Annotated in this window: 22 protein-coding genes and 2 pseudogenes; 7 read left to right on the top strand and 17 right to left on the bottom strand. The window is 68.9% G+C overall.

Features of this window, described 5'->3' with window-relative positions:
• Positions 1-31: 31 nt before the first annotated feature.
• On the bottom strand, positions 32-1,546 hold the full coding sequence (glpK, locus tag LPH33_RS17100) for a glycerol kinase GlpK (RefSeq protein WP_088897669.1): 1,515 nt from the start codon (positions 1,544-1,546) through the stop codon (positions 32-34).
• A gap of 116 nt (positions 1,547-1,662) precedes the next feature.
• On the opposite strand from glpK, the gene glpD reads away from it, so the two are divergent.
• Positions 1,663-3,393 (top strand): glycerol-3-phosphate dehydrogenase, encoded by a 1,731-nt coding sequence (glpD, locus tag LPH33_RS17095; protein WP_039584835.1) that lies wholly within the window; start codon positions 1,663-1,665, stop codon positions 3,391-3,393.
• Between the two features lie 36 nt (positions 3,394-3,429).
• Here the strand turns inward: glpD and LPH33_RS17090 are convergent, their stop codons facing one another.
• A complete protein-coding gene (locus LPH33_RS17090; RefSeq protein WP_088897670.1) occupies positions 3,430-3,951 on the bottom strand; it encodes a hypothetical protein in 522 nt (173 codons plus the stop codon).
• A 53-nt stretch (positions 3,952-4,004) separates the two neighbouring features.
• A pseudogene (locus LPH33_RS17085) lies at positions 4,005-4,595 on the bottom strand (oxygenase MpaB family protein); the annotation flags it as partial.
• A gap of 367 nt (positions 4,596-4,962) precedes the next feature.
• On the opposite strand from LPH33_RS17085, the gene LPH33_RS17080 reads away from it, so the two are divergent.
• On the top strand, positions 4,963-6,771 hold the full coding sequence (locus tag LPH33_RS17080) for a zinc ribbon domain-containing protein (RefSeq protein WP_160874326.1): 1,809 nt from the start codon (positions 4,963-4,965) through the stop codon (positions 6,769-6,771).
• A gap of 20 nt (positions 6,772-6,791) precedes the next feature.
• On the opposite strand, the pseudogene LPH33_RS17075 reads toward LPH33_RS17080, so the two are convergent.
• Positions 6,792-7,082 (bottom strand): annotated as a pseudogene (locus LPH33_RS17075) (oxygenase MpaB family protein); the annotation flags it as partial.
• A gap of 163 nt (positions 7,083-7,245) precedes the next feature.
• On the opposite strand from LPH33_RS17075, the gene LPH33_RS17070 reads away from it, so the two are divergent.
• Positions 7,246-7,914: a TetR/AcrR family transcriptional regulator gene (locus LPH33_RS17070; RefSeq protein WP_160874324.1), complete on the top strand. Its 669-nt coding sequence runs from the start codon at positions 7,246-7,248 to the stop codon at positions 7,912-7,914.
• Here LPH33_RS17070 and LPH33_RS17065 read toward each other — a convergent pair.
• Genes LPH33_RS17065 through LPH33_RS17045 form a run of 5 tightly spaced genes read right to left on the bottom strand, consistent with a single transcriptional unit; the run spans position 7,884 to position 16,827 of the window.
• Positions 7,884-8,684, bottom strand: a complete 801-nt coding sequence (locus LPH33_RS17065) for a DNA-formamidopyrimidine glycosylase family protein (RefSeq protein ID WP_088897673.1) — start codon at positions 8,682-8,684, stop codon at positions 7,884-7,886. The two genes, LPH33_RS17070 and LPH33_RS17065, sit on opposite strands and share 31 nt — an antisense overlap.
• A gap of 1 nt (position 8,685) precedes the next feature.
• Positions 8,686-13,248 carry an ATP-dependent helicase gene (locus LPH33_RS17060; RefSeq protein WP_229565218.1) on the bottom strand — a complete coding sequence of 1,521 codons (4,563 nt, stop codon included), beginning with the start codon at positions 13,246-13,248 and terminating at the stop codon, positions 8,686-8,688.
• 51 nt (positions 13,249-13,299) lie between these two features.
• On the bottom strand, positions 13,300-13,860 hold the full coding sequence (locus LPH33_RS17055; RefSeq protein ID WP_229565216.1) for a hypothetical protein: 561 nt from the start codon (positions 13,858-13,860) through the stop codon (positions 13,300-13,302).
• Between the two features lie 37 nt (positions 13,861-13,897).
• A complete protein-coding gene (locus LPH33_RS17050; protein WP_229565214.1) occupies positions 13,898-15,283 on the bottom strand; it encodes an FAD-binding oxidoreductase in 1,386 nt (461 codons plus the stop codon).
• The gene (locus LPH33_RS17045) at positions 15,280-16,827 is read right to left on the bottom strand and encodes an AMP-binding protein (protein WP_229565212.1); all 1,548 of its coding nucleotides are present in this window, start codon (positions 16,825-16,827) and stop codon (positions 15,280-15,282) included. The genes LPH33_RS17050 and LPH33_RS17045 overlap by 4 nt, the downstream gene beginning before the upstream one ends.
• A 100-nt stretch (positions 16,828-16,927) precedes the next feature.
• Here LPH33_RS17045 and LPH33_RS17040 point away from each other — a divergent pair, with 100 nt between their 5' ends.
• Positions 16,928-17,185 (top strand): DUF7218 family protein, encoded by a 258-nt coding sequence (locus tag LPH33_RS17040; protein WP_016692801.1) that lies wholly within the window; start codon positions 16,928-16,930, stop codon positions 17,183-17,185.
• Positions 17,186-17,207: 22 nt separating this feature from the next.
• Here the strand turns inward: LPH33_RS17040 and LPH33_RS17035 are convergent, their stop codons facing one another.
• On the bottom strand, positions 17,208-18,713 hold the full coding sequence (locus LPH33_RS17035; protein ID WP_229565210.1) for an aldehyde dehydrogenase family protein: 1,506 nt from the start codon (positions 18,711-18,713) through the stop codon (positions 17,208-17,210).
• A 36-nt stretch (positions 18,714-18,749) separates the two neighbouring features.
• Between LPH33_RS17035 and LPH33_RS17030 the strand changes: the two genes are divergently transcribed.
• The 3 genes from LPH33_RS17030 (at position 18,750) to LPH33_RS17020 (ending at position 21,495) form a co-directional block, all read left to right on the top strand.
• Complete coding sequence (locus LPH33_RS17030) at positions 18,750-19,214, top strand: Lrp/AsnC family transcriptional regulator (RefSeq protein WP_016692799.1); 465 nt, start codon at positions 18,750-18,752, stop codon at positions 19,212-19,214.
• Positions 19,215-19,281: 67 nt separating this feature from the next.
• Entirely contained in the window at positions 19,282-20,616 is a 1,335-nt protein-coding gene (lat, locus tag LPH33_RS17025) for an L-lysine 6-transaminase (protein WP_229565208.1), read from the top strand.
• 48 nt (positions 20,617-20,664) lie between these two features.
• Complete coding sequence (locus LPH33_RS17020; protein ID WP_229565206.1) at positions 20,665-21,495, top strand: tyrosine-protein phosphatase; 831 nt, start codon at positions 20,665-20,667, stop codon at positions 21,493-21,495.
• A 3-nt stretch (positions 21,496-21,498) separates the two neighbouring features.
• On the opposite strand, the gene LPH33_RS17015 is transcribed toward LPH33_RS17020, so the two are convergent.
• From LPH33_RS17015 to LPH33_RS16985, 7 genes are all read right to left on the bottom strand, one after another.
• Entirely contained in the window at positions 21,499-22,434 is a 936-nt protein-coding gene (locus LPH33_RS17015; protein WP_229565204.1) for a hypothetical protein, read from the bottom strand.
• On the bottom strand, positions 22,421-23,566 hold the full coding sequence (locus LPH33_RS17010; protein WP_229565202.1) for a hypothetical protein: 1,146 nt from the start codon (positions 23,564-23,566) through the stop codon (positions 22,421-22,423). Before LPH33_RS17010 ends, LPH33_RS17015 begins: the two co-directional genes overlap by 14 nt.
• Before the next feature lie 2 nt (positions 23,567-23,568).
• Complete coding sequence (locus LPH33_RS17005) at positions 23,569-23,850, bottom strand: hypothetical protein (RefSeq protein ID WP_059382293.1); 282 nt, start codon at positions 23,848-23,850, stop codon at positions 23,569-23,571.
• Complete coding sequence (locus LPH33_RS17000; protein WP_059382292.1) at positions 23,847-24,164, bottom strand: SAV_915 family protein; 318 nt, start codon at positions 24,162-24,164, stop codon at positions 23,847-23,849. The genes LPH33_RS17005 and LPH33_RS17000 overlap by 4 nt, the downstream gene beginning before the upstream one ends.
• A 97-nt stretch (positions 24,165-24,261) precedes the next feature.
• The gene (locus tag LPH33_RS16995) at positions 24,262-24,624 is read right to left on the bottom strand and encodes a VanZ family protein (protein WP_160874299.1); all 363 of its coding nucleotides are present in this window, start codon (positions 24,622-24,624) and stop codon (positions 24,262-24,264) included.
• Positions 24,625-24,627: 3 nt separating this feature from the next.
• Positions 24,628-25,068 carry a DUF1707 SHOCT-like domain-containing protein gene (locus tag LPH33_RS16990; protein WP_160874297.1) on the bottom strand — a complete coding sequence of 147 codons (441 nt, stop codon included), beginning with the start codon at positions 25,066-25,068 and terminating at the stop codon, positions 24,628-24,630.
• 105 nt (positions 25,069-25,173) lie between these two features.
• A complete protein-coding gene (locus tag LPH33_RS16985; protein ID WP_160874295.1) occupies positions 25,174-25,554 on the bottom strand; it encodes a DUF1707 SHOCT-like domain-containing protein in 381 nt (126 codons plus the stop codon).
• Positions 25,555-25,662 lie beyond the last annotated feature (108 nt).

Genomic DNA, 25,662 nt, shown 5'->3' with positions numbered 1-25,662 from the left:
CGGGGCGGGATCCGCAGCGATCCCGCCCTGCTCAGGCCCAGTCGTAGGTGCGTTCGACCGCCTTGTTCCATTCGCCGAACAGACGCTCGCGTTCGTCGACGGGCATCGCCGGTTCCCACGTGCGGTCCGCGGTCCAGTTGCGGCGGATGTCCTCCTCGTCCTCCCAGAAACCGACGGCGAGACCGGCCGCGTAGGCGGCACCGAGCGCGGTGGTCTCGGAGACGGTGGGCCGCACGACCGGCACACCGAGGATGTCGGACTGGAACTGCATGAGCAGATCGTTGGCGACCATGCCGCCGTCGACCTTGAGGGTGCGCAGGTCGACGCCGGAGTCGGCGTTCATCGCCTCGATGACCTCCCGCGTCTGGTAGGCCGTCGCCTCGAGTGCCGCCCGCGCGAGGTGGCCCTTCTCGACGAAGCGCGTCAGACCGGCGATGACGCCCCGCGCGTCGGGTCGCCAGCGCGGCGCGAACAATCCCGAGAATGCCGGCACGAAATACGCCCCGCCGTTGTCTGGGACGCTCGCGGCGAGCGCCTCGATCTCGTCGGCGGACCGGATGAGCCCGAGATTGTCGCGCAGCCACTGCACGAGCGAACCGGTCACGGCCACCGAACCTTCGAGGGCGTAGACCGCGGGGGCGTCGCCGATGCGATAACACACGGTGGTGATCAGGCCGTGCTCGCTGCGGACCGGGGTCGTGCCGGTGTTGAGCAACAGGAAGTTGCCGGTGCCGTAGGTGTTCTTCGCCTCGCCGGGGGACAGGCAGCCCTGACCGAAGGTCGCGGCCTGCTGGTCGCCGAGGATGCCGGCGATCGGAACCCCGGCGAGCGGCCCGCGTTCGCGGGCGTGCCCGTAGACCTCCGACGAACTGCGGATCTCCGGCAGCATCGACTCCGGGATGCCGAGTTCCGCGCAGATCTCCGGATCCCACTGCTGCGTCCCGAGATTCATCAACAGCGTGCGGGAGGCGTTGGTCACATCGGTGATGTGCAGTCCGGGCGGCTGGCCCTCCTCGCCGACACCACCGGTGAGGTTCCACAGGATCCAGCTGTCGATGGTGCCGAAGGCCAGGTCGCCGGCCTCGGCGCGCTCGCGGGCACCGTCGACGTTGTCGAGGATCCACCGCACCTTCGGCCCGGCGAAATAGGTCGACAGCGGCAATCCGGTGACCTCGCGGTAACGGTCGGGCCCGGCGTCACCGGCGAGCTCCTCGACGAGCCTGTCGGTGCGGGTGTCCTGCCAGACGATCGCGTTGTACACCGGTTTTCCGGTGGTGCGGTCCCACACCACCGTGGTCTCGCGCTGGTTCGTCAGGCCGATCGCCGCGATGTCGCTGCGCCGCAGATCCGCTTTGGCGAGCGCCGCGGCGCCCACCTCACGGGTGTTGAGCCACAGCTCTTCCGGGTCGTGTTCGACCCATCCCGACCGCGGGAGGAACTGGCGGTGTTCCTTCTGCGCGAGCGAGACGATGCGCCCGTCGTGGTCGAAGATGATGCACCGGCTGGACGTGGTGCCCTGGTCGATCGCCGCGATGAACTGGTTCACAGGTGGTCCTCGGGTGAAGGGGACAGCTCGGTTCGGCAACGCTTCCGCTGCGCGCTGCGGGTCCGAAGCTACTAGCCTTGATCGGGATACGTCGGCGACTCACGGGAGCGGGTGCGGTGACCAACCAATCGGGTGTGCAACTCCTCGGACCGCAACAGCGCGCCGACGCCTGGCGTCGTCTCGCCACCGAACAGTTCGACGTCGTCGTCATCGGCGGTGGTGTCGTCGGGGCGGGAGCAGCGCTCGACGCCGCGACCCGTGGCCTGCGGGTCGCTCTCGTCGAGGCCCGCGACTTCGCGTCCGGCACGTCGAGCCGGTCCTCGAAGATGTTCCACGGCGGCCTGCGCTATCTCGAACAGCTCGAATTCGGTCTGGTGCGGGAAGCCTTGCGCGAGCGCGAACTCGCGTTGACCACCCTGGCCCCGCACCTGGTCAGGCCGCTGAAGTTCCTCTTCCCGCTCACCCATCGGGTGTGGGAGCGGCCCTACGTCGCCGCGGGCATCTTCCTCTACGACCGTCTCGGCGGCGCGAAGTCCGTTCCGGCGCAGAAGCACCTGACCCGGTCGGGCGCCCTGCGGATGGTTCCCGGTCTCAAGCGCAATTCGCTCGTCGGCGGAATCCGCTACTACGACACGGTCGTCGACGACGCCCGGCACACCATGACCGTCGCGCGGACGGCCGCGCACTACGGTGCGGTCGTGCGCACGTCGACGCAGGTCGTCGGTTTCCTGCGCGAGGCCGACCGCGTGTCGGGTGTGCGGGTGCGCGACAGCGAGGACGGTTCGGTCACCGAGGTGCGGGCGCACGCGGTGATCAACGCGACCGGGGTGTGGACCGACGAGATCCAGTCGTTGTCGCGGCAGCGCGGCCGATTCCGGGTCCGCGCCTCGAAGGGTGTGCACATCGTCGTACCCCGCGACCGGATCGTCAGCGACTCGGCGATCATCCTGCGTACCGAGAAGTCGGTGCTGTTCGTCATCCCGTGGGGCAACCACTGGATCATCGGCACCACCGACACCGACTGGAATCTCGACCTGGCGCACCCGGCGGCGACGAAGGCCGACATCGACTACATCCTCGACCACGTCAACCGCGTGCTCGTCGTCCCGCTCACCCACGACGACATCGACGGTGTCTACGCCGGGCTGCGCCCGCTGCTGGCGGGGGAGAGCGACGAGACGTCCAAGCTCTCGCGTGAACACGCCGTCGCGCGGGTGGCACCCGGGCTCGTGGCCATCGCCGGCGGCAAGTACACGACCTACCGCGTCATGGCCGAGGACGCCGTCGACCTCGCGGCCGAGGACATCCCGGCCCGGATCGCGTCGTCGATCACCGAGAAGGTGCCCCTCGTCGGGGCCGACGGGTACTTCGCGCTGGTCAACCAGACCATGCACCTCGCCGAGCAGTACGGCCTGCATCCCTACCGCGTCAAGCATCTGCTCGACCGCTACGGCTCCCTTGTCGAGGACGTGCTGAGCCTCGCGAAGGGCCGGCCCGAACTGCTCGAACCGCTGACCGATGCCCCGCAGTACCTGCAGGTCGAGGTGGTCTACGGTGCGGCCGCCGAGGGCGCTCTGCATCTCGAGGACCTGCTGGCGCGCCGGACCCGCATCTCGATCGAGTACCCACACCGGGGCCTGCACTGCGCGGAGCAGACGGCCCGGCTGGTCGCTCCGGTCCTCGGCTGGGACGACGCGATGATCGACCGGGAGGTCGCGACGTATCGGGCGCGGGTCGAGGCGGAGATCGAGTCGCAGAACCGACCCGACGACGAATCCGCGGACGCGCTGAGGGCAGCGGCCCCCGAGGCCCGGCCGGAGATCCTCGAACCGGTGCCGATCACCTGACCGGCGTCGGTGCGCAGGTGCCGCCCCTCGCGACCGTCAGTGTGTGAGCACGACCTTCACGACGACGACGATCGTCGCGACCAGCGCGACTCCCACCGCGGCCACCACGGTCCGGTGGTTCGGTCTGCGGCCCTGCAGTCGGCGCACGACGAACACGGTCGAGCCGATACGGATCAGCACGGCGACCTCGGCGAGGATGTGCGCCGTACGGGGCTCGAGCCAGCCGATCCAGGCCGTGGCGAGCACGAGACAGGGCAACACCGCCGACGACAGGATGGGAACGGAGTCGCGGAGTTCCTCGATGCGTTCGCTGCGCGTGAGTTGTTCACCCGAACGAACGGATTGGGCGACCGACTCCGCGAAAACGTGGGCGATGAACGTCGAGAGCGCGGTGCCGACCACGATGGCGATCCCGATGTACTCGGGAGAGGTCGTGATGGGGACGAGCGCGGCCAGCACCAGGATGTTGCCGTAGACATAGGCGCTGATACGGGAGGCCGCCGAACTCGGCGGCAGGGGACGGCGCCGTCGGGACAACAGGTACGAGGGCGTGGACACCTCGATAGCGTGACACAGAACGCCCTCGTCGACGCCCCTACCGGCAGGACGCGTCAGGGTGAAACAGAAGTGGGACGGTGGTGATCCGTCACCTTCGGGCTGTAGTGCATCGGCGAGTCGCGGCGGTCGAGGGGCGGCAGGTTGCGCCCCGGTGTCTCGAGCAGGGCGATATCGGCGGGGATCCGCCCGAAGGCGCGGTCCCAGCCGGCCCGCGCCCGCGGGTGGTAGCGGTACCGCCACGGCACGAGTTTCGTGCCGAGTCCGATCGCGCGACCGACGAGAGCGTGCAGTGCCGCCTCCGGTCGGCTCCACCGGTAGCCGAGCAGCTCGCGCACCGGCGGGTCGTACAAGCCGACGGTGAGCCACAGGAAACCGGCGGTCACCGGTGGGCGGATCAACTTCCACACCCCTTCGGGGAACCACCGTAGGAAGGGCGGACGGTCGAGGTTCGACAGGTCGAGCACGTCGCGGGTGGCCTTGTTGTCCTCGAGCACGGTGCGGCACATGCGGTCCCAGTACTCGAGGAAGTCCTCCCAGGAGGCGGGGACCGAGTGCATCGGCATGCCGTACAGCCGGTACCACTGCACGTGCTCGTCGAACAGGCGGTGCTTCTGTTCGAGGGTGAGCGGGCCGTCGAACCACTCGATGGAGACGACGAGGCTCACAACAGTCGACGAGAAGCCCGATACTCCCTCATACTCACTGACACTTCTTCCGACCTCCTTCGCCCTCGAGGAGACCACGAAGTACCGCAGCATCCTGCGTAGCGCAGGTTCACATCCCCTGTTCGTCGAACCGGTTCCGATCACCGCACTATCGCAGAAACAACCCTCGTGTATCCAGGGACAACCCCGTCGCACACCACCCACGACGTAGTGGTGCGGGCCGAACAGAACATGTCGGTACCCCGCGATACCGTCACCGCCGAGAATCTGACACCGGCACTGCCGGAAAGGAACACGTGCGGCAGCCTGAGTGCAGCCCGCACCGGGGGCGACGAGGGGGGACGCGATGGCCGGCACCGACCCGACCGAGCGACGTCAGTTCGCGTTCACCACCCGCCCCCATATGGCGGTCGACGACACTACCGGCGATCCGATCGGGCTCGACGACCTCGACAGTCGCGTCCGGTGGCTGCTCGACCTGATCACCGGCGCCGAAACCGAACTGCTCACACGCCTGTGGCAGCCCGCCACCTTCGACACCCTCGCTGCCGGTCGTGAGGGTGACGGCCGGGCACTACCGAAACACGGGCACGTCGCCGCTGCCCGTCTCGGCTGGACCCCCACCTACCCCGACGACGTCTGTGTGCCGTCGCGAGTGTCGCGGGTGGTCACCGCACAGGCCACCGCGACGCTACGGACCTTGACCTACCGCGACACTGCGATCGCGTCGCTCTCGGCCCGGTTCGATCCCGCCACAGGACACATCGCCCCGCCTACCGGTGGGGAGGTATATGTGCCGTCGGGGTTCGCCCGCGGTGTACGACGGCAGTTGGTCGCCCGTACCCGCAGGGGCGACGAGGCGACCTCGGATGCTCCGACCTCGGATGTTGCGCAGCCCGAACGGCTGCGGATCACCGACATCCAAACACCACCGAAGGTCACCGCGATGGCCCGCCTCGCCGTCGCCGACAAACAACTCGCCGAGCTCACCGTCACCGACCGCACGATGGAGTTGACGGTGAAACTCCCGACCGCAGCGTCCCCCACCCGGCGAGCACACTGGCAACGAGTCCGGTTGACCGCTGTGCTTCCACCGCACCTGCACGGCCGCCCGATCACCGGGTGGCATCTGCCGACTCTGACCCTCGACGGTCGGGGGCTGTTGCTGCGCTGCGCGGCCACCGAAGCTGTCCCTGCACCGGATCTGCCAGCAGCAACGGTCGCGGTGGGGGTGGACTGGTCACCGGCCACTCTCGGAGCCGCCGCGATCACCACCGACACCGGCGACGGCCTGATCTCCGATCTGCGGGGTTACACCTACGATGACCGCGGACTCGGCATCAAACTGGCCCGCCTGCAGACCGAAGGCCAGTTCCTGCACCGCAAGGCCGCCCGCTTACGCCAACTGGCCGAGAACGCGCCACCCCAGGTGCGGTCGGAGTTGGAAGCGAAGATCGCCGTGCTCGACGAGAATCGCGCCGCGGTCGGTGCCAAGCGCGGCAAGATCAATCGGGAGCTGGCGTTTCATTTCGCGCGTCAGGTCGCCGACTACGCGGTCGCCGCCGATGCGACGATGATCGCCGTCGAAGACCTCGCGACCCTCGAGCCGCGTGGGCGTGGCCGGGTGAACAACAATCGGGCGGCGCAGTCCGCGCGCCACAAGGCCGCCGACGCGCTGGCGCATACTGCCGCACGGGTGGGTGTGGTGGTGGTGACGGTGCCGGCGAAGGGGTCGTCGGCGTGGTGTCCGGGCTGCAACGAGGAACTTGCCCGGCCGAAGGGATATCACGATGCCTGGTGCGGATCCTGCCGACTGGGTGGGAATCGTGATTATATGGCGGGGGTGAACCTCGCCAAACGCGGATTGTTGGGACGAGGGAAAGCGGTCCGCACCCGCGGCGGGGGTGTGAAGGTCCGGACCACCGAGCATGCTCCGGTGCGTAAATGTCGGGACAAGACCGGCCCGACACCGGGCAGGCCGCGGCATCGCCGTGTCCGCCATAGTGTTCCGGCCTCGACACCCGCTGAGGGGGTGAACACGTTGAAGTCTCGTCCTGCACCTGAAGCGTCGGTGTGGGACACGGTCGAGCCCGCGGCATCGGAAGATGTCTCGGGTAGCCGTGAGGAACGTGAGTCTGGGCCGCCTGGCACGTAGGTGGCAGGAAGTATCAGGTTTACGCAGACGCTGTAGAAGAAGGTCGCGTGCGCCCAGTAGAAGGTGTCGGGATCGAGCGCGTGGTACCTGCGGCCCTTCTTGTCGATCCCCTTGATGGTGTTGTGGTAGCCACGCACCTTCGCCGCGGTCTCCGGGGCGCGGGGGCCGTCGAAGACGACGCCGTAGATCGGGTACAGCGACCGGTAGAGCCGTTCCCATCGTTCGTCGAAGAACTTCGAGTGCTCCTCGACCCCGGCGCCGAGTCCGGGATGCATGTTCTGCATCGACCCCGCCCACGGCCCGAAGAGCATGCCGCGCCAGCCGCCGAAGTATCGCCAGGTCGAGGAATCGGGACCCAGGGGTTCCGGGAGGTCCGGCCGCGCAGGGCGCGGTGCCGCGTGGTGCGACGACTCGGCGGTGTCCGGCCCGACGGAACCCTGACTACGCATGTTGTCAGAGTAGGATTCGGCGGGCATGCAGTCAACGACGGGAAGCGACAAGGTGGACACCACGCGCCGCAGCTGGGCGGGCGTCGGCATCGACGAACGCCGTCGGCTGCGCAGGGAACGTCTCCTCGAGGTGGGCGTCGACCTGCTCGGAGCGCCCGACGGCGCGGCGGCGAACGTCCGGGCCGTGTGCCGGGCCGCCGAACTCACCGAACGGTACTTCTACGAGAGCTTCACCGACCGCGACACCTTCGTCCGCGAGGTCTACGCCCACGTCGCCGACCGCGCCCGCGACGCGCTGACCGAGGCAGTGCTCTCCGCCCCCACCCTCGGCCGGGCCGAGGCCGCGGTGCGGGCGTTCGTCGAGCTCATGGTCGACGATCCCGCGAAGGGACGCGTGCTCCTCCTCGCTCCGCTGCGCGAACCCGCGATCAGCCGGCGCGGTATCGAACTCGCGCCGGCCTTCGTCGCGCTGGTCCGCGACCAGCTACCACCGGGCGGCGACGAGGGGCAGCGCCACATGGTGGCCGTGGGTGTCGTCGGCGCCCTCACCAGCCTGTTCATGGGGTATCTCGAAGGCGACCTCGCGGTGTCGCGGGAGACCCTCGTCCGGCACTGCGTCGCGCTCGTCGAGGACGCCGGTAGGGCGGCGTGCCTGCAGGGCGATCAGGCCGGGGATCCTTCCGGGCGCGGCTGACATCGCGGGCACCGGTAGACCACCCGTTCGGGATCGGTCGCGGTGCCGATCTCGCCGAACCGGATCGGGGTATGGCAGCGTCTGCACGGCTTCCCGCGACGCCCGTACACCCACAGATTGCGACCCGGTCGCCGGTCGCCGGTGGTGATGCGGGTCGTCCGGTCCCGGTTCGCGACCAGCAACCGGTGCGCGAGGTCGACCCACGCTGCGGGATCCCCGGCCTGCGCGACCGGCGTCCACGGATCGACACCCCGCAGGAAGCACAGTTCGGAGCGGTACACGTTGCCGACGCCGGCCATGATGCGCTGATCGAGCAGGGCCACCCCGATCGGACGGTTCGGATCGTGCGCGAGATTCGCCGCCGCACGCTCGGGATCCCAGTCGGGACCGAGCAGATCCGGCCCGAGATGACCCACGGCGTCGTCCTCCCGGTCGCGAGCGAGTACCTCGACGATGCCGAGCTCGAAACCCACCGCCTGCACGTCCTCGGTGCCGAGCACGATGCGCGCCTTGTATCCGGGCTTGCGCCAGCGTGTTCCACGCGGGTAGACGTGCCATTCGCCTTCCATCTTCAGGTGCGAATGGATCGAGACGTCGGCTACACGGACGAGCAGGTGCTTGCCCCGCGAGACCACCTCGTCGACCGTGCATCCGGTGAAATCGGCGGTGGCGAAACGCGGCACCCGGAAGTCCGTCTCGGTGAGCACCTTTCCCTCCAGAGCGGTCCGGAGGCGGTGCGCGGCACGGAACACGGTGTCTCCCTCGGGCACGTCAGAACCTCAACCGGTAGCCGCGCGGCGTCGCCGAGAATCCCGCCTCGGCAAGATATCCGGCGAACTCGTGCCCGTGGATCGACTCACCGTCGACCTTCTCGACGACGATCTTGTCGACACCACCGCGTTTGACGGTCGCGGCGAGCGACGCGCACGCGTTGCGCAACCGGCCCGGATCGTCGTCGAAGGTGAGCAGTGTGCGTCCGCCGCGTTCGACGAACAGCACGAGCGCCCCGTCGACGAGCACCACGAGCCCACCGGCCTTGCGGCCCGGCCGGTGCCGCGGCCCGTCGTCGTCGGCCGACGACTTCGGCCACGGCAGCGCCGCACCGTACGGGTTGGCGGGATCGCACGCCGCGAGGGTGACGGCCGCGGTCTCGGAGTGCCGGCCCTCGATCGAATCCGAGAACGACCGCAGACGGTCGACGACCGACGGTGTCGAGAACTGCGCTCCGCCCAGCGAATCGACGAAATAGCCGCGACGGCACCGGCCGGTCTCCTCGAACCGGCTGAGCACCTTGTACATCGTCGCGAACCCGCCGGGCACACCCTCACCCACGACGACACCGCGGGTGACCACGCCGTACCGCTCGAGCAGCAGTTCGGCGGTGGTGTGCGCGCGGACCGTCGCGTCGGTCTCGCGCTCGGGCAGCATCGACCAGCGCCCGCTGACGGTCGGGGGCCCGGTGCGGCTCGGCAGGGTGGGCCGCGCTCGGTACATCCGGGCCCGCGGCGCCCGGCGCGGGGTGCGGTGGGCGGGCTTGGCGCGGGAGGTGTCGCCGATCAGGGCGCGCAGCGGGGCGAGGGTGTCGCCCGCGACGTGCCCGCTCCACACCAGCTCCCACAGAGCGTCGGCGACCGTCGTGTCGCTCGCCGTGGTGTGGAGGACGGTGACGGCGTCGACGAGTTGCCGGAAGAAGTACGCGCCGCCGCCCGCGAGCGACTCGAGGATCGCCCGGTGCACCGGTCCGAGCTCGATGTCGTCGACCGGAGCCAGGCTCACCGGGGCCAGATCGGCCGGATGCAGTGCCACCCAGCCGTCCTTCCCGGAGATGGACCCGGCACCCGACCACAGGACCTCGCCGGTCGTGGTGAGCTCGTCGAGCATCGTCGGCGTGTAGTCGCGCACACGCGGCGCGAGGATCAGCGGTTCGAGGGCGCTCGCGGGCACCGGTACCCCGGCGAGCTGTTCGACGACGGTGAGGACACCGTCGATGCCGTAGAGCGCACTCGTACCCGGGCCGGTGCCGAGGTGGTGCCAGTCGGGCAGGAATCGTCCGAGGGTCGTGGTGCTGACGGGTTCGACGTCCTGCCGGGCGGCGGCGAGCGACCGGCGCCGCAGCCTCCGGAGCACCTCCGTGTCGCACCATTCCGATCCGCTCGCGCCCGGACGGAATTCGCCTGCCGTGACACGCTTCTCGGCCGCCAGCCGGTCGAGGACGGATTCGACGACCGCCGTGCCCAGTCCGAACCGGGCGGCGGCCTGCGCGGTGGTGAACGGACCGTGGGTACGGGCGTGCCGGGCGATCAGATCGCCCAGCGGGTCGGGGACCGGCTCGACGAACACCGTCGGAACGCCGATCGGCAGGGGCACGCCCAGCGCGTCGCGCAGACGCGAGGCATCCTCGATCGCCGCCCACCGATGTTCACCGGCATACGAGACCCGCAACGCGCGACGCTGGGTCTCGAGGTCGGCGATCCACTCCGCCGGATCGTCGGTGGTGCGCTCGCGCAGTTCGGCGTCCGTGAGCGGACCGAGCAGGCGCAGCAGATCGGCGACGCCCTCGGCGTCTCGCGCCCGTCGCTGCGGGGTCAGTCGCTGCAGTTCGTGCTCGGCCTCGGTGATGACGTCGGCGTCGAGCAGTTCGCGCAGCTCGACCCGGCCGAGGAGTTCGGCGAGCAACGTCGAGTCGAGCGACAGCGCCGCCGCCCGCCGCTCGGCGAGCGGGCTGTCGCCCTCGTACAGGAACTCGCCCACATAGGAGAACAGCAGCGACGTCGCGAACGGTGAGGCCGTGGGGGTCTCGACCTCCACCAGTCGGATCCTGCGCTGGGCGATACTGCCGAGCAGGTCGCGCAGGGCGGGCAGGTCGTAGACGTCCTGCAGGCACTCGCGCACCGTCTCGAGCAGGATGGGGAAGTCGGGATAGCGGCGAGCGACGTCGAGCAGCTGCGCCGATCGTTGGCGCTGCTGCCACAGCGGGGCCCGCTTGCCGGGGTTGCGGCGGGGCAGGAGCAGGGCCCGCGCCGCGCACTCCCGGAAACGGGACGCGAACAATGCGGATCCGCCGACCTGTTCGGTGACGATGTCGTCGATCTCCTCGGTGTCGAAGACGAAGATCTCCGAGCCGGGTGGGGCGTCGTCGGTGTCGGGCAACCGGACGATGATGCCGTCGTCCGAGGGGGTGGGATGGGATTCGACGCCGTAGCGTTCGAGCAGTCGCGCGCCCACCGCGAGCGCCCACGGTGCGTGCACCCGCAACCCGAACGGCGAGTGCAGCACCAGCCGCCAGTCGCCGAGTTCGTCGCGGAACCGTTCGACGACGAGCGTGCGGTCGGTGGGCAGGTGCCCGGTGGCGGTGCGTTGCTCGTCGAGCAGACGGATGAGGTTGCCGGTGGCGTAGTCGTCGAGACCGCCCTTGCGGCAGCGGGTCTCGGCGTCCTCCGGTGAGGCGTGCCCCATCTCGCGGAGGAAGGCACCGAGCGCGGCACCGAGTTCGGCGGGGCGACCCTGACTGTCGCCGTGCCAGAAGGGCAATCGGCCGGGCCGGCCGTAGGCGGGGGAGACCAGCACCCGGTCGAAGGTGATCTCCTCGATCCGCCAGCTGGTGGCACCGAGCGCGAAGACATCGCCCACCCGCGACTCGTAGACCATCTCCTCGTCGAGTTCGCCCACCCGCGTGTTCTTCTCGCCGACCATGTACACGGTGAACAGACCACGATCGGGGATCGTGCCGCCGGAGGTGACCGCGAGTCGCTGGGCGCCGGGCCTGCCGGTGAGGGTGCCGGCCGTGCGGTCCCACACCACCCGCGGGCGGAGTTCGGCGAACTCGTCGGACGGATAGCGACCGGCAAGCAGGTCGAGGACGGATTCGTAGACACCGCGGGAGAGCGTCGCGAACGACCCGCTGCGCCGCACCGTGTCGAACCAGTCGTCGACCTCGACGGGTTCGAGGGCCGTGGCCGCGACCGTCTGCTGGGCGAGTACGTCCAGCGGATTCGCCGGGATCTGCAGCGCCTCGATGTGCCCCTCGACCATCCGCTCGACGGTCACCGCGCAGTGCACGAGATCGGTGCGGTGCTTGGGGAACAGCACGCCGCGCGAGGTCTCGCCCACCTGGTGACCGGCGCGGCCGACGCGTTGCAGACCGCTGGCGACCGAGGGCGGAGCCTCGACCTGGATCACGAGATCGACCGCACCCATGTCGATGCCGAGTTCGAGACTCGACGTCGCCACCACGCACCGCAACCGGCCCGACTTGAGGTCGTCCTCGATCAGGGCGCGCTGGTCCTTGCTCACCGACCCGTGGTGGGCGCGGGCGAGCACGGGGGCAGCACCGGCGGTGGTCTCGGTGGGCGACCCGAGCTGCGAAGGCGGTGCGCCCTCGCGGTCCACCTCCTCGCCGAGGCGTTCGGCGTGGATCTCGTTGAGCCGGGCGGTGAGACGTTCGGACAGTCGCCGGGAGTTGGCGAACACGATCGTCGACCGGTGCTCGGTGATGAGGTCGACGATCTGTTCCTCGACGTGCGGCCAGATCGACCCGGCCTGCGGTGTGGGGGAGAACGATTCCTCGTCGGGCTCGGAGACCCCGAGTTCGGTCATGTCCTCGACCGGTACGCGCACCGCGAGATCCCACGTCTTCGCCGAGGGCGGCGCGACGATCCGGATGGGGGCGGAACCGGCGAGGAACCGGCCGACCTCCTCGTGTGGCCGCACGGTGGCCGACAACCCGATGCGTTGGGCCGGCGCACGCAGGAGCTGGTCGAGACGCTCGAGCGACAGCGCGAGATGCGCCCCGCGCTTCGTACCCGCCACAGCGTGGACCTCGTCGACGATCACCGTCTCGACACCCACGAGGTTCTCCCGTGCGGACGAGGTGAGCATCAGGAAGAGCGACTCGGGCGTCGTGATGAGGATGTCCGGTGGCGTGCGGGCCAGGGCGCGACGATCGGCCTGGGAGGTGTCGCCGGAACGCACACCGACGGTGATGTCGGGCGGCGTCAGACCGAGACGTTTCGCGGTCTGCGTGATGCCGACGAGCGGCGAGCGCAGATTGCGCTCGACGTCGACGGCGAGGGCCTTGAGCGGCGAGACGTACAGCACGCGGGTGCGGTGCTCACGTGCGGCGTGTTCGTCGGCCGGGGTGGACGAGAGCCTGTCGAGCGACCACAGGAACGCCGACAGGGTCTTGCCCGAGCCGGTGGGGGCGACGACGAGCGTGTGGGCTCCCGAGGAGATCGAATCCCACGCGCCGAGCTGGGCCGGGGTCGGGGACTCGAACGCCCCGGCGAACCACGCCCGGGTCGGCGCGGAGAAACGATCGAGGATGTCGGTCACCATCCCATCGTCTACCCGCCGACCGACACACTCAGTCGTCGCAGGTGAACCCGCTCAGTCGTCGTACGCGAACCGGGCGATCTGCCGGCAGTGGTCGTCGGCCCAGGAGTTGCGTCCGCCGCGCATCAGTTCCGTCACGAGCGCTCGCGCCGGGGCCCGCCACGGCAACGCCTCGAACTGCTCCCGCGCGGTGGGTTCGTCGCTCCACACCACGGACACCACGGAGCCCTCGTCGACGAAGGAGAGGGCGGGGGAGTCCGCGGCGAGCTGTTCTCGGGTCGAGCCCGACGCCTTCTCCAGTTCGGCCCCCGACACGCGGACGTAGCCGGCGAGGCTGCGCTGCCCGTCCGAGAGATCGACGAACACCCCGGCGACCGCCATGTTGCCGGCGCGCACCGACACCAGCGGCTTCCGTGGGTCGTCCGGCTCGCCGGCGGGAAGGCACACGACGGACCAGTACTCGCATTCGCTCATGCGGGCGTTGGGCACGATCGACGACACGACGTCGCGGAGCCAGGCCGTCACGGAGCCGAACTCGGGATACTGTTCGAGCTCGCGGTACTTGGTCTCACGCAGCGGCAGGGCAGCCGTCGACGGGGGCACACGGGTGTTCACGCGACGATTATGACCGCTGCCGATGTGGCGCGGGCCATCAGATCACCACGCCGGGATTCAGGATCGCGTTCGGGTCGAGCGCGGCCTTGATCCGCTCGGTCAACGCCATCACGTCCGGTCCCACCTGATCGGGTAGCCAAGCTTTCTTGAGCCGGCCGACACCGTGCTCACCGGTGATGGTGCCGCCGAGTTCGATCGCGAGATCCATGATCTTCCCGAAGACCACCTGTGCCCTCGCCGTCATGTCCTCGTCGGCGGGGTCGTAGACGATCAGCGGGTGGGTGTTGCCGTCGCCGGCGTGGGCGATCACGGCGACGGTGACGTCGTGTTCGGTTGCGAGATCGGCGATTCCGCGCACCAGTTCCGGCAGTGCGGGGATCGGCACCCCGACGTCCTCGAGCAGCAGACTGCCCGTGCGTTCGACGGCCGGGATCGCCATGCGGCGGGCGACGGTGAACGCCTCACCCTCCTCGGGGTCGTCGGTCGCGAAGACGTCGTCGGCACCGGCCTCGCGGCAGGCCCGCACCATGATCTCGATCTCCTCCGCGGCGGCGCTGCCGGGTGCGTCGGAGCGTGCGATGAGCATGGCCTCGGTGGTGCGGTCGAGTCCCATACGGAGCATGTCCTCGACCGCCCCGATCGACGCCCTGTCCATGAACTCGAGCATCGCCGGTCGCAGGATCGCGGTGATCGCGACGACCGCGTCGGCGGCGGCCTGCACGGTGGCGAAGGTCGCGACCATCGTGGAGGCCGGTGGCGGCGGTGGGACGAGGCGCAGGGTCACCTCGGTGATGACCCCGAGGGTGCCTTCGCTGCCGACGAACAGCTTCGTCAGCGATAGCCCCGCGACGTCCTTGACCCGCGGACCGCCGAGCCGCACCGCGGTGCCGTCGGCGAGGACCACCTCGAGCCCGAGCACGTAGTCGGTCGTCACCCCGTACTTCACGCAGCACAGCCCACCGGCGTTGGTGGCCGCGTTGCCGCCGATCGTGCAGATCTCGAACGACGACGGATCCGGTGGATACCAGAGTCCGTGTTCGGCCGCGGCCTGCTTCACCTCGACGTTGAGCAGACCGGGCTGGACGACGGCGGTGCGGGTCGCGGTGTCGACGGTGATCGCCCGCATCTTCTCGGTGCTGAGCACGATTCCGTCGGCGAGCCCACCGGACCCGCCGGACAGGCTCGTGCCGGCACCGCGGGGCACCACCGGCACCCTGTGGGTGTTCGCCCACCGCAGTGTCGCCTGCACGTCCGCGGTGGACGTCGCGCGCACGAGCGCGAGCGGAACCGCGGCATCGGGGTCCTGCGCACGGTCCTGCCGGTAGCCGGCGAGGATGTCGGGATCGGTGACCAGCGCGCCGACGGGCAACTGTCCGGCGAGTTCGTCGAGCACCGGGGTCGTGTCGGTGTTCGGGCGGCTCATCCGCGCACCGGCTCCACGTAACGCGCCCGCAGCTTGTGTTTGACGAGCTTGCCCGTGGGAGTGCGCGGGAGATCGTCGGAGAAATCGATGCTGCGCGGCGCCTTGAAGTGCGACACGCGGTCGCGGACGTAGGCGAGCAGTTCCTGCTCGAGCTCCGGGCTCGGCTCGACTCCGTCGACGAGCTGCACGACGGCCTTGACCTCCTCACCCATCTCCTCGTTCGGCACGCCGATCACCGCGACGTCGAACACCTTCGGATGCAGCGTGAGGACGTTCTCGGATTCCTGCGGGTAGATGTTGACGCCGCCCGAGATGATCGTGAACGCGGCCCGGTCGGTGAGGTAGAGATATCGTTCCTCGTCCAGATAACCGATGTCGCCGCTGGTCGTCCACGTCGGATGCTCGGGATGCGTCGCCTCCTCGGTCTTCACCGGGTCGTTGTGGTACTCGAACGGACGCTCGTCGCGTTCCCACCACACCGTGCCGATCGAGCCGGTGGGCAGCTCCTGCCCCTGGTCGTCGCAGATGTGGACGGTGCCCAGGGCACCGTCACGGCCCACCGAGCCGGGATGGGCGAGGGCCTGGGCGGAGTCGATGAACGTCGCGCCGGCGCCCTCGGTGGAGGCGTAGTACTCGTTGATCACCGGCCCCCACCACTCGATCATCGCCCGCTTGATCTCGGGAGGGCACGGCGCCGCGGCGTGGATCGCGACCTTCATGCTCGACACGTCGTACTTCGCGCGGATCTCCTCGGGGAGCTTGAGCATCCGGACGAACATCGTCGGCACCCACTGGCTCGCCGTGACCGAGTAGCGGTCGATGAGCGCGAGCGCTTCCTCGGGATCGAAGTGGTCCATGAGGATCACGGTGCCGCCGACCGACTGGATCGTGCCGCAGAAGCGCAGTGGCGCAGCGTGGTACAGCGGTGCAGGGCACAGGTAGACGGTGCTGTCGTCGAATCCGTACATCGGGGCGAAGACCGCCGTGTAGGGGTCGGGGATGTCCTGGACCTGCCCGTCAGGGAGCTTCGGCTTGATGCCCTTGGGCCGGCCCGTGGTGCCCGACGAGTACAGCATGTCCTGGCCCCGGGGCTGGTCGTCGAGCGGTGTCGCGTCGAAACCGGCGAGCGCGGCGTCGTACTCCTCGAAACCGGCCGGCGACCCACCGAACGCCAACCGGTGGGTGACGCCGGGATACGCGCCGGGGGACAGGTCGACCGCACCGACGGCCTGCGCCGACACGACGAGGGCCTTCGCGCCGCAGTCGTCGACGATGTAGGCGGCTTCGGCCGGGGTCAGGTGCCAGTTGACGACGGTGATGTAGAGGCCCGAGCGCAGGGCCGCCCAGTAGACCTCCATGACCCGCAGGTCGTTGTTCGAGATCAGGGCGATGTGATCGCCGCGTTCGAGGCCGAGGGACCTCAGGTACTTCGCCAGCCGGATCGAGCGTTCGTCGAGTTCGCGATAGGTCAGCGACTCCCCGGTGGCGGGGCGGATGATCGCGGGTTTGTCGGGCGTGGTGGCGACGAAGTTCCCTGGATACATGCCCAAGGTCTACCACAGGATGTGTCACAGGCCACATATCCTCTGATTGGGCGCAGTGTCGTCGGGTACCCGTGCGGAAGGACCATGGAAGGAGAAGACGATGCCGAACCCGTCGATCAAGAACGAGAAGATGTACGAGGAGCTGCGCGAGGACGGCGCCTCGAAGGAGAAGGCAGCCCGGATCTCCAATGCCGCTGCGAACGAGGGCAAGTCGGAGGTCGGGAAGAAGGGCGGCAAGTCCGGCTCCTACGACGACTGGACGGTCGACGACCTGAAGAAGCGCGCGAAGGAACTGGGCATGACCGGTTATTCCGACATGAAGAAGGACGAGCTGATCGACGCACTGCGCAACCATTAGCCACCCGGACCCCGAGTTCGGATCAGCCGAACTCGACACCTTGGGCGAGCGGCAGCTCCGTCGAGTAGTTGACGGTGTTCGTCGCCCGCCGCATGTACGCCTTCCACGCATCCGATCCGGATTCGCGCCCACCGCCGGTGTGCTTCTCCCCGCCGAAGGCACCCCCGATCTCGGCCCCCGAGGTGCCGATGTTGACGTTGGCGATACCGCAGTCGGATCGAGCGAGGAACAGTTCGGCCTCCCGCTGGTCGAGTGTGAAGATCGACGACGAGAGTCCTTGCGGCACACCGTTGTGCAGGGCGATCGCCTCGTCGAGATCGTCGTAGTCGAGGACGTACAGGATGGGGGCGAAGGTCTCCTCGCGCACCACCTCGGTCTGCGCGGGCATCCGGACCAGCGCGGGCGAGACGTACACGCCACCACCGGCGACCTCCACTCGGTCGCCGCCGACGACGAGCGTGCCCCCGTCGGCCTGCGCGCGGTCGAGCGCCGCGGTCATCGCCTCGTAGGACCGTTCCGAGATGAGCGGACCCACGAGGACACCCTCGTCCAGCGGATTCCCCACCCGCAGACCCGAGTACGCCTTCGCGATGCGATCGACGAACTCGTCGGCGATCGACCGGTGCACGATCAGCCGACGTAAGGTGGTGCAGCGCTGGCCCGCCGTTCCGGCGGCCGCGAACACGACGCCCCGGACGGCGAGATCCTGATCGGCGGACGGAGCGACGATCGCCGCGTTGTTGCCGCCGAGTTCGAGCAGGCTCCGGCCGAACCGGGCCGCGACGCGCGGCCCGACGATCCGCCCCATCCGGCTGGAGCCGGTCGCACTCACCAGCGCGATTCGAGGGTCGTCGACGAGCGCTTCACCCACCGTGTGGTCGCCGAGGAGAAGATGGTGGAGTCCTTCGGGGGCGCCGACATCGGTGGCGGCGTGGCGCAGCAGCGCGTCGCAGGCGAGCGCGGTGAGCGGGGTGGTCTCCGACGGCTTCCACACCACCGGGTCGCCGCACACCAGCGCGATCGCGGTGTTCCACGACCACACCGCCACGGGGAAGTTGAACGCGGAGATCACGCCCACCACGCCGAGCGGATGCCAGATCTCCATGAGGCGGTGCCCGGGTCGCTCGGACGGCATCGTCCGCCCGTAGAGCTGTCGCGACAGACCGACGGCGAACTCGCAGACGTCGATCATCTCCTGCACCTCGCCTGCGGCCTCCGACGGGATCTTTCCCGCCTCGAGAGTGACGAGTTCGGCGAGATCCGACTTGTGTTCGACGAGAAGTTCGCCGAGCCTTCGCACCACGCGGCCGCGCACCGGAGCGGGGACGTCGCGCCACTGTTCGAAGGCCTGTGCCGCCGCTGTGATCGTCGCGTCGACCTCGGCGGCCGAGTGGACCGGGAGGTGCCCGATCACGCTGCCGTCGATCGGGCTGGTCACCGCGAGCGCCGCGTCGTCGGGCAGGGCGTCGACGCCGCACTGCCTCAGAGCGGTCGCCGCGCGATCGGCGAGATCGGTGGTCGCATTCATCGGTGAGCTCCTTTACTGCTCGGATACCCTGCGCTGGTGCCCGAATCCTCGAGAAACGACTCGTCGAAGGAGTCGCTGGACGACATCGATCGGATGCTGCTGCGCGAACTGGTCGCCGACGGTCGCGCGACGCTCGCGGCGCTCGCCGAGAAGGCAGGACTGTCCGTCTCGGCTGTGCAGTCGCGGGTGCGCCGACTCGAGGCGCGCAACGTGATCCGCGGATACAGTGCGCGCGTCGATCCCGAAGCGCTCGGGCTGATGTTGTCGGCGTTCGTGGCGATCACCCCTCTCGACCCGTCGCAACCCGACGACGCACCGGCCCGTCTCCGGCACATCTCCGCGATCGAATCGTGTCACTCGGTGGCGGGCGACGAAAGCTACATCCTCCTCGTACGTGTCGAGTCTCCTCGCGCTCTCGAACGGCTGCTGCAGGAGATCCGTGCGACCGCCAACGTCGCGACCCGCAGCACCGTCGTCCTGCAAACATTTTACGAACGATAGGCATCTACGCCGTAAGTGTTGCTGTGATACCGGGTTTGCCCCGTTGATTATCGCGTACGGTGGGGTCATGAGCACTGCATTCCGAAACCCGGACGGTGCCGAGAACCTCGCCCCCGACCGGGTACACAGCATCCTCGGCCGGCACATGCTCGCCGACGGTTTCGACCTCGTCCTCGATCTCGACCGTTCCCGCGGAGTACGCCTCGTCGACGCCCGGGACGGAACCACGTGGCTCGACATGTTCGGGTTCTTCGCGTCGTCCACGCTCGGGATGAACCATCCGGCGCTGACCGATCCGGAGGCAGCGCACGAACTCGCCGCCGTCGCGGCGAACAAGCCCAGCAACTCCGACATCTACACCGTGCCCATGGCACGCTTCGTCGAGACCTTCGTGCGCGTCCTCGGCGATCCGGCGCTGCCGCACCTGTTCTTCGTCGACGGTGGTGGGCTCGCAGTGGAGAACGCGCTCAAGGTCGCGTTCGACTGGAAGAGCCGCCTCAACGAGTCCCGTGGTCTGCCCGCCCACCTGGGCGGATCGGTGCTGCACCTGACCGAGGCCTTCCACGGCCGCACCGGGTACACCCTGTCTCTGACCAACACCGATCCGGTCAAGACCGACCGGTTCCCCAAGTTCGACTGGCCGCGGATCGACGCGCCCTATCTCGCCGAGGGACGCGATGTCGCCGCGGCCGAGGAGAAGGCCCTCGAACAGGCACGCCGCGCCTTCGCCGAACGTCCCCACGACATCGCGTGCTTCATCGCCGAACCGATCCAGGGGGAAGGCGGCGACCATCACTTCCGTCCCGAGTTCTTCCGGGCGATCGCACAGTTGTGCCGGGAGAACGACGCCCTGATGATCTTCGACGAGGTGCAGACGGGTGCCGGCACGACCGGCACCGCGTGGGCCTACCAGCAGCTCGGCGTCACCCCCGACATCGTCGCCTTCGGCAAGAAGACGCAGGTGTGCGGGATCATGGCCGGTGAACGCATCGACGAGGTACCCGACAACGTGTTCGCCGTGAGCTCGCGGATCAACTCGACGTGGGGCGGCAATCTCACCGACATGGTGCGGGCCCGCCGCATCCTCGAGGTCGTCGACCACGACAGGCTGATCGACCGCGCCCGGTTGAGCGGAGCGCACCTGCTGTCGGGGTTGCAGCAGATCGCCGCGCGACGACCGGTCGTCACCGAACCGCGGGGACGCGGACTGATGTGCGCCGTCGACCTCCCGACTCCGGAGATCCGCGACGAGGTGCTGCGACGGCTGTACCGCGACGAGCACGTCCTCGTGATCGGGACAGGCACGCGCGGCATCCGCTTCCGGCCGCCGCTGATCGTCACCACCCACGAGCTCGACGAGGCGCTCGACGCGCTCGACAGGGTGACCTCGCAGTACGAATGACGGGGCGGGTCCCCCTGTTCGGGGCCGCACGGCGGTAGCTTGTCGGATATGGCCGATTCACTGGACGAGACCGTGACCGGCGGCGAGTCCTTCGCGATTCCGTCGCTCGCCAACCTGAGGGACATCGGCGGTTGCCGTAGTTCGTTCGGCGGCGTGGTCCGCACCGGGGTGGTCTTCCGTTCCACCGACCTCAGCCGCCTGACCGACACCGACCTCGAGACCCTCGATGCCCTGAGTATTGCGACGGTCTTCGACCTGCGCACGCTCGAGGAGCAGCAGGCCCGTCCCGATCGCGTCCCCGACGGCGCCCGGCACCTCGGCCTCGACGTCCTCGCTGATCGTGAAGGCGGATCGATCGCGGCGGCGCTGCCGCAACTCGTGTCGAATCCGGAGTTGGTGTCGCAGATACTCGGCGACGGTCGCGCCACCGACTACCTACGTCAGAGCTACCGCGATTTCGTCACTCTTCCGAGCGCAGTGGCGTCGTACCGGACCCTGGCCGACACCGTCGCGCACGGCGACGTTCCGGGGCTCGTGCACTGCAGTGCCGGCAAGGACCGCACCGGGTGGGCGGCGGCGTCGCTGCTCCTGTTCGCCGGCGCCGACCAGGAGGCCGTGTTCACCGACTATCTCCGCACCAACGACGAACTGCTCCCGCACTTCGACGACTTCTTCGCCCGGTTCGCATCGCTCGGCGGTGACCCGGATCTGCTCACGCCCCTGCTCGGGGTGCGCCGCGAGTACCTCGAGGTGGCGATCGACGAGGCGCTGTCACGCTACGGAACCATCGAGCAGTACTTCGCCGCCGGACTCGGTCTCGACGACGACACCCTGCAGGCCCTGCGGACCCGGCTCGTCGATCCGGACGCGACCGCCTGACCGTCACCTCGGCACCGGTGTGCTCAGGGTCGGCACGGGGACCGGTCCGTAGCGTCGCCACCGCGGTCCGGGTGCGTAGGAGCGCAGCTCGTCGACTCGGCGTGCGACAGCGTCGGGATCGGCGAGTTCGGCGCGAGCGTCGGGGTCGCGGAGATAGTGGTCGAGCACGGCGTCGAGGAGTTCGGGTGCGATCTCGAACCGGCGCCGGTCGATGCGGGCAGTGCGGCCGGGGCCGCGCCGGGACGAGGGACGCAGGTCGCCGTCCTTGCGGTCGTCGATGATCCGCCACGGCAACGGAACTCGTGCGCTCGTCACGGCGCCCCACTGCGGCAGGGCGACCAGCACGACGTACAGGGGATCGGGTTGAACGCCGGATGCCGTGGCGTTCCAGGGTATCCAGGTGTCGGTGGCGTGATCGCTGAAGCGGATTCCGTCCACGGAGAGTGCGATCCGGCCGGGGCGCAGCGTCCGCCGGGCGACGAAGAAGTAGAAACCGACCTGCCACGAGCAGATGACGATCGTCATGATCACGTTCTCGCTCGTCCGGTCTCCGGCGTTCGGGGTCGTCCAGACGGCGGCGAGCAACATCAGCGTCAGCATCCCGATCTGAGCGGGAGCGGCCCAGAAGACCGAAGGTGACTGTCGCAGAACCAAGGCCGGGAAGTCGGTTTCGGTTTCCGCGACGATGTGCTCCGCTCGGGTGCGTGGGCTGTACATGAGGAAACCGATCACCGGATACACCAGAACCGTTGCCCCCAGAGCCAACAGGAAGGTCGTGCCGGTGGGTGCTTCGAGTGGCATTCCTACTGTTGCCTGTTCGACGAAGACGCCGACGAGAAGTGCGGGGAACAACAGGCCGACGACGGCTGTGAACACGATGACGTACAGTGCCCGCGGATTTCCGTAGGTGCGGAGGTCGGAACCGTCAGAAAACTGCATCGAGAACTCCTCGTCCCAGTCGCGTCACTCCACCGACGGTCGCGTCGAGGAGATCCGCCGTAGCGTCTGCTGCACCTCCGAGTTCGTTCACCCCGGCCATGACCGTTCCCAAGGCGGAGCTCGTGCCCGACTCGTAGATGTGGTCGACCATGCCGGATGTGAAGATTCCGCCGGCGGTTCCCGCCAGCACACCGATCACAGTGCCGACAGCGGTGCCGGCAATGGGAACGACCGATCCGACTGCGGCTCCTACCGCGGCGCCGGTCGTCATCGATGCCATCAGACCCGCGCTGTTGGAGGCCACAGCCTGTTCGAGCGACTCGCCGCCGGCGAAAAAGTCCAGCCCGACGCCGGCGACGAAACCGAGAGCGTTTGCGGCCCCTGCGACTCTGGCGGCAGTTCGGGACAGCGGTACCGCGTCGTCGAGGTGTCTGCCTGTGTCGGCGAGGTCTTGAAGCGGATGCTGAGCGATATCGAACAGACGTCGCAGTTCACCGTAGGGTGTGCCGTCCGGCAGTGCGAGAAATCGTTCCATCGACAGGAGTGCTGCGTTACGAAGACTCTCCCGAAGCTCGAGCAATGCCTTCACCCGACCACTCCGGTACAGGTCGGCGGAGTCGAACCCGGTGGTTGTCAGAAAAGTCGCGGACCACACGTGTCCGATCCAGGTGTTCACGGCAGTTGCGATTGCGACCGACCATCGAGCGTGCACCGCCTCGGCGGCTGCGCTCGCTTCTTGATACGCCGAGGTCCTTCGGAAAGCGGCTTCGTCGTCACCCGGGGGAGGATCGCTGATCGTGTTGCACACCACCGGCAGTCCCGCGGCCGCGGCGCGAGCGCGGATGTCGGCCATGTCGGACAGGGCGCGCGACAGTTCGCCCGCCAGGCCCGCGAAGACATCGGCGGTCCTCGATGTCCGCTCGTGGAAATCGTCGATGGCGTGGACGTGTTCGCTCGACCTGTCGAGGTAGGTCTCGGAAGCGTCGCCGTCCCAGGCGTCGTCGGCGATGCGACGCGCCCGGGCCGCGGCGTCGGCGACGTTCCCGATCGTGGTGCCCAGCGTCGTGCGAATCCAGTCCTCGACCCGTCGGATGTCGGTGGGGTTGCCGGCGATGAAGGTGTCGATCGGCACGGTCACTCCGACCAGGTCCGGACGAGCGCGGCGGCGGCCTCGTCGTCGGCGTCCCGGTACGTCTGCGCTGTGGTCGTCAGCAGGCCACCCGTTCCGCCGAGGAGCTCGACCATGCCGGCGAGGTCGGTGACGATCTGCGCAAGCATGCCGGTGAGCGGGCCGGTCGCGAGACCCGCGTCCACGCTTGTGGGGCAGGTGTCGACGAGATCTGCGGTGTCCGTGGCCGCACCCGTGTAGATGCCTGCGGCCCGATCGAGTTCGTCGGGATCGACGTACAGGCTCATCTCGCGTCTCCGGAGGCCGGGTGTCGACGTTCCGCTTCGGGTATCGGGACGTCGAGCAGCAGCGAATCCCACGGCTGTGCCTCACGCAGTCGCGGGAGCACGTGCGTGGGCAGCACCAGCCACGGTTGCCCGGCGCCGCAACAGGAGTGGAGACGGTCGAGTGCCGTGTAGGCGAGCAGCGCGATGCGGCCGTCGCTGAGATATCGATAGTCGACGGTGGCATCGGCCGGATCCGAGACCGCTTCCGCGCACGGTAGGTAGAGATACGGCGGGAGCACCGTCGGTAGTGCGTCCGCGACCTGTTCCTGCGACATTCGTTCCCCCGTGAGCAGCCCGTCCGATCCCCCGTCGGACTGTCGGCGCGGAGGAGGCTACCAGCGTCAGGGTTTGTGACGAATCACGGGTTGATGCTTACGGTTTCGACCGCGTGCGAGAACGTGAGCCGACGACCGCCGCGACGGCGAGACCGATCGCGACACCGGCAAGGTCGGCGCACCAGTCCCAGAACGATCCGGAACGCCGCACGGCCACCGTGGCCTGGAGGATCTCCGTCAGCACGCCGTAGAGGCCCAGCCACACGACGGTGAGCACAGGGGAGATCCGTGCGTAACGGGAGCAGAGCGCGAGCGCCACGAACATCAGCGCATGCGTGACCTTGTCGGCATGAGGAGGACCGCTCGGCACGGTTCCGCCGGGGGAGAGCAGCATCGCGGTGATGACGACGACCGCGACGATCAGCGGCAGGGCGCGGTGCCGGAGGAGCGTGGACGGCACGGTTCAGGCGTTCTTCTTCTCGTCCCGCCGGGCGTTGGTGCTGCCGTCCTCGGTACTGTGCCCGTCCCGATCGCGACCGGCGAACAGGACGATGCCCATTGCGGGGATCAGCAGGAAGAACAGCCACGAGTCGAAGGCGAAGAACAACACGAGCGCGACCAGCGGCGTCAGTCCCATCACGACCTCGCGCCAACGCTCGGGATCCTTCTTCGGAGCGATCACCGGAAGGTCGTCCCGGGTCGTGGCGGAGGAATCCGTGAGGTGGGCGGGCAGGTCGGTGAACAGCACCTGGAGATCACCCCGCGTCGTCGCGGCCGACGCCTTCGCGCTGCGTTCGTCGAACTCCGACAGCGTCAGCCGGCCGAGCGCGAAGTGCTCGCCGAGCAGGTCGAGCGCCTCACTGCGTTCTGCGTTGCCGATCCGGATGTCGGGGTGTTCGGGCATGCCGGTCACACTAACGTGTGCCGTCGGACCGGCGACAGGGACGGGTACCCCTCGGAATGCTGTGATCTCCGCGACATCCGAGGGCTGCGACCGCACACCGGAAGGTCAGGACGGGCCGCGTCCCTCACCGAGGAGCCGGTAGGCCCGGCGACCCGCCACGAACAGCACACCGAAGGCGATGAGCAGCGCGATCGGATGCCGGAAGACGACGATCACGAGCAAGGCGACGAGGACGAACGGAACCAGCGTGAGGAGTTGTTCCGCGAGATCGCGTGGCCCGGACGAGGAGGCCACCACGGCCGGCGCCGAGGGCAGGTCGGCGAAGAGGGGAACCAGGTCGCCGCGCACCGTGGCCTGCGTCGCGAGCGCGACCCGCTCGTCGAACTCCGCCAGGCTGAGGCGTCCCGCGGCGAAGTGCTCACCGAGCAGCGCTACGGCTTCTTCACGCTCGGCGGTGCCGATGCGGATCTCGGGGCGGTCGGCCATGTCTCCAGGCTAATCGCTTTCGCGCGCGGTAGCCGGATCGTGAGGCTCCCGAACGGCGAGGTCCCCCGCATCGTGAGCGATGCGGGGGACCGTCGGGGATCTGCCGTG

Source organism: Rhodococcus sp. RDE2 (genome assembly GCF_020885655.1).
GTDB lineage: Bacteria > Actinomycetota > Actinomycetes > Mycobacteriales > Mycobacteriaceae > Rhodococcus > Rhodococcus pyridinivorans.
The sequence above is the reverse complement of the archived record's forward strand: the minus strand, read 5'-3'. Positions and strand labels throughout refer to the sequence as shown.

Excerpts from the sequence above, each read along its gene's own strand:
- LPH33_RS17080 (WP_160874326.1), top strand. The coding sequence starts at position 4,963 with ATGGCCGGCACCGACCCGACCGAGCGACGTCAGTTCGCGTTCACCACC.
- LPH33_RS17070 (WP_160874324.1), top strand. The coding sequence starts at position 7,246 with ATGCAGTCAACGACGGGAAGCGACAAGGTGGACACCACGCGCCGCAGC.
- LPH33_RS17060 (WP_229565218.1), bottom strand. The coding sequence starts at position 13,248 with ATGGTGACCGACATCCTCGATCGTTTCTCCGCGCCGACCCGGGCGTGG.
- LPH33_RS17050 (WP_229565214.1), bottom strand. The coding sequence starts at position 15,283 with ATGAGCCGCCCGAACACCGACACGACCCCGGTGCTCGACGAACTCGCC.
- LPH33_RS17045 (WP_229565212.1), bottom strand. The coding sequence starts at position 16,827 with ATGTATCCAGGGAACTTCGTCGCCACCACGCCCGACAAACCCGCGATC.
- LPH33_RS17040 (WP_016692801.1), top strand. The coding sequence starts at position 16,928 with ATGCCGAACCCGTCGATCAAGAACGAGAAGATGTACGAGGAGCTGCGC.
- LPH33_RS17035 (WP_229565210.1), bottom strand. The coding sequence starts at position 18,713 with ATGAATGCGACCACCGATCTCGCCGATCGCGCGGCGACCGCTCTGAGG.
- lat (WP_229565208.1), top strand. The coding sequence starts at position 19,282 with ATGAGCACTGCATTCCGAAACCCGGACGGTGCCGAGAACCTCGCCCCC.
- LPH33_RS17020 (WP_229565206.1), top strand. The coding sequence starts at position 20,665 with ATGGCCGATTCACTGGACGAGACCGTGACCGGCGGCGAGTCCTTCGCG.
- LPH33_RS17015 (WP_229565204.1), bottom strand. The coding sequence starts at position 22,434 with ATGCAGTTTTCTGACGGTTCCGACCTCCGCACCTACGGAAATCCGCGG.
- LPH33_RS17005 (WP_059382293.1), bottom strand. The coding sequence starts at position 23,850 with ATGAGCCTGTACGTCGATCCCGACGAACTCGATCGGGCCGCAGGCATC.
- LPH33_RS17000 (WP_059382292.1), bottom strand. The coding sequence starts at position 24,164 with ATGTCGCAGGAACAGGTCGCGGACGCACTACCGACGGTGCTCCCGCCG.
- LPH33_RS16990 (WP_160874297.1), bottom strand. The coding sequence starts at position 25,068 with ATGCCCGAACACCCCGACATCCGGATCGGCAACGCAGAACGCAGTGAG.
- LPH33_RS16985 (WP_160874295.1), bottom strand. The coding sequence starts at position 25,554 with ATGGCCGACCGCCCCGAGATCCGCATCGGCACCGCCGAGCGTGAAGAA.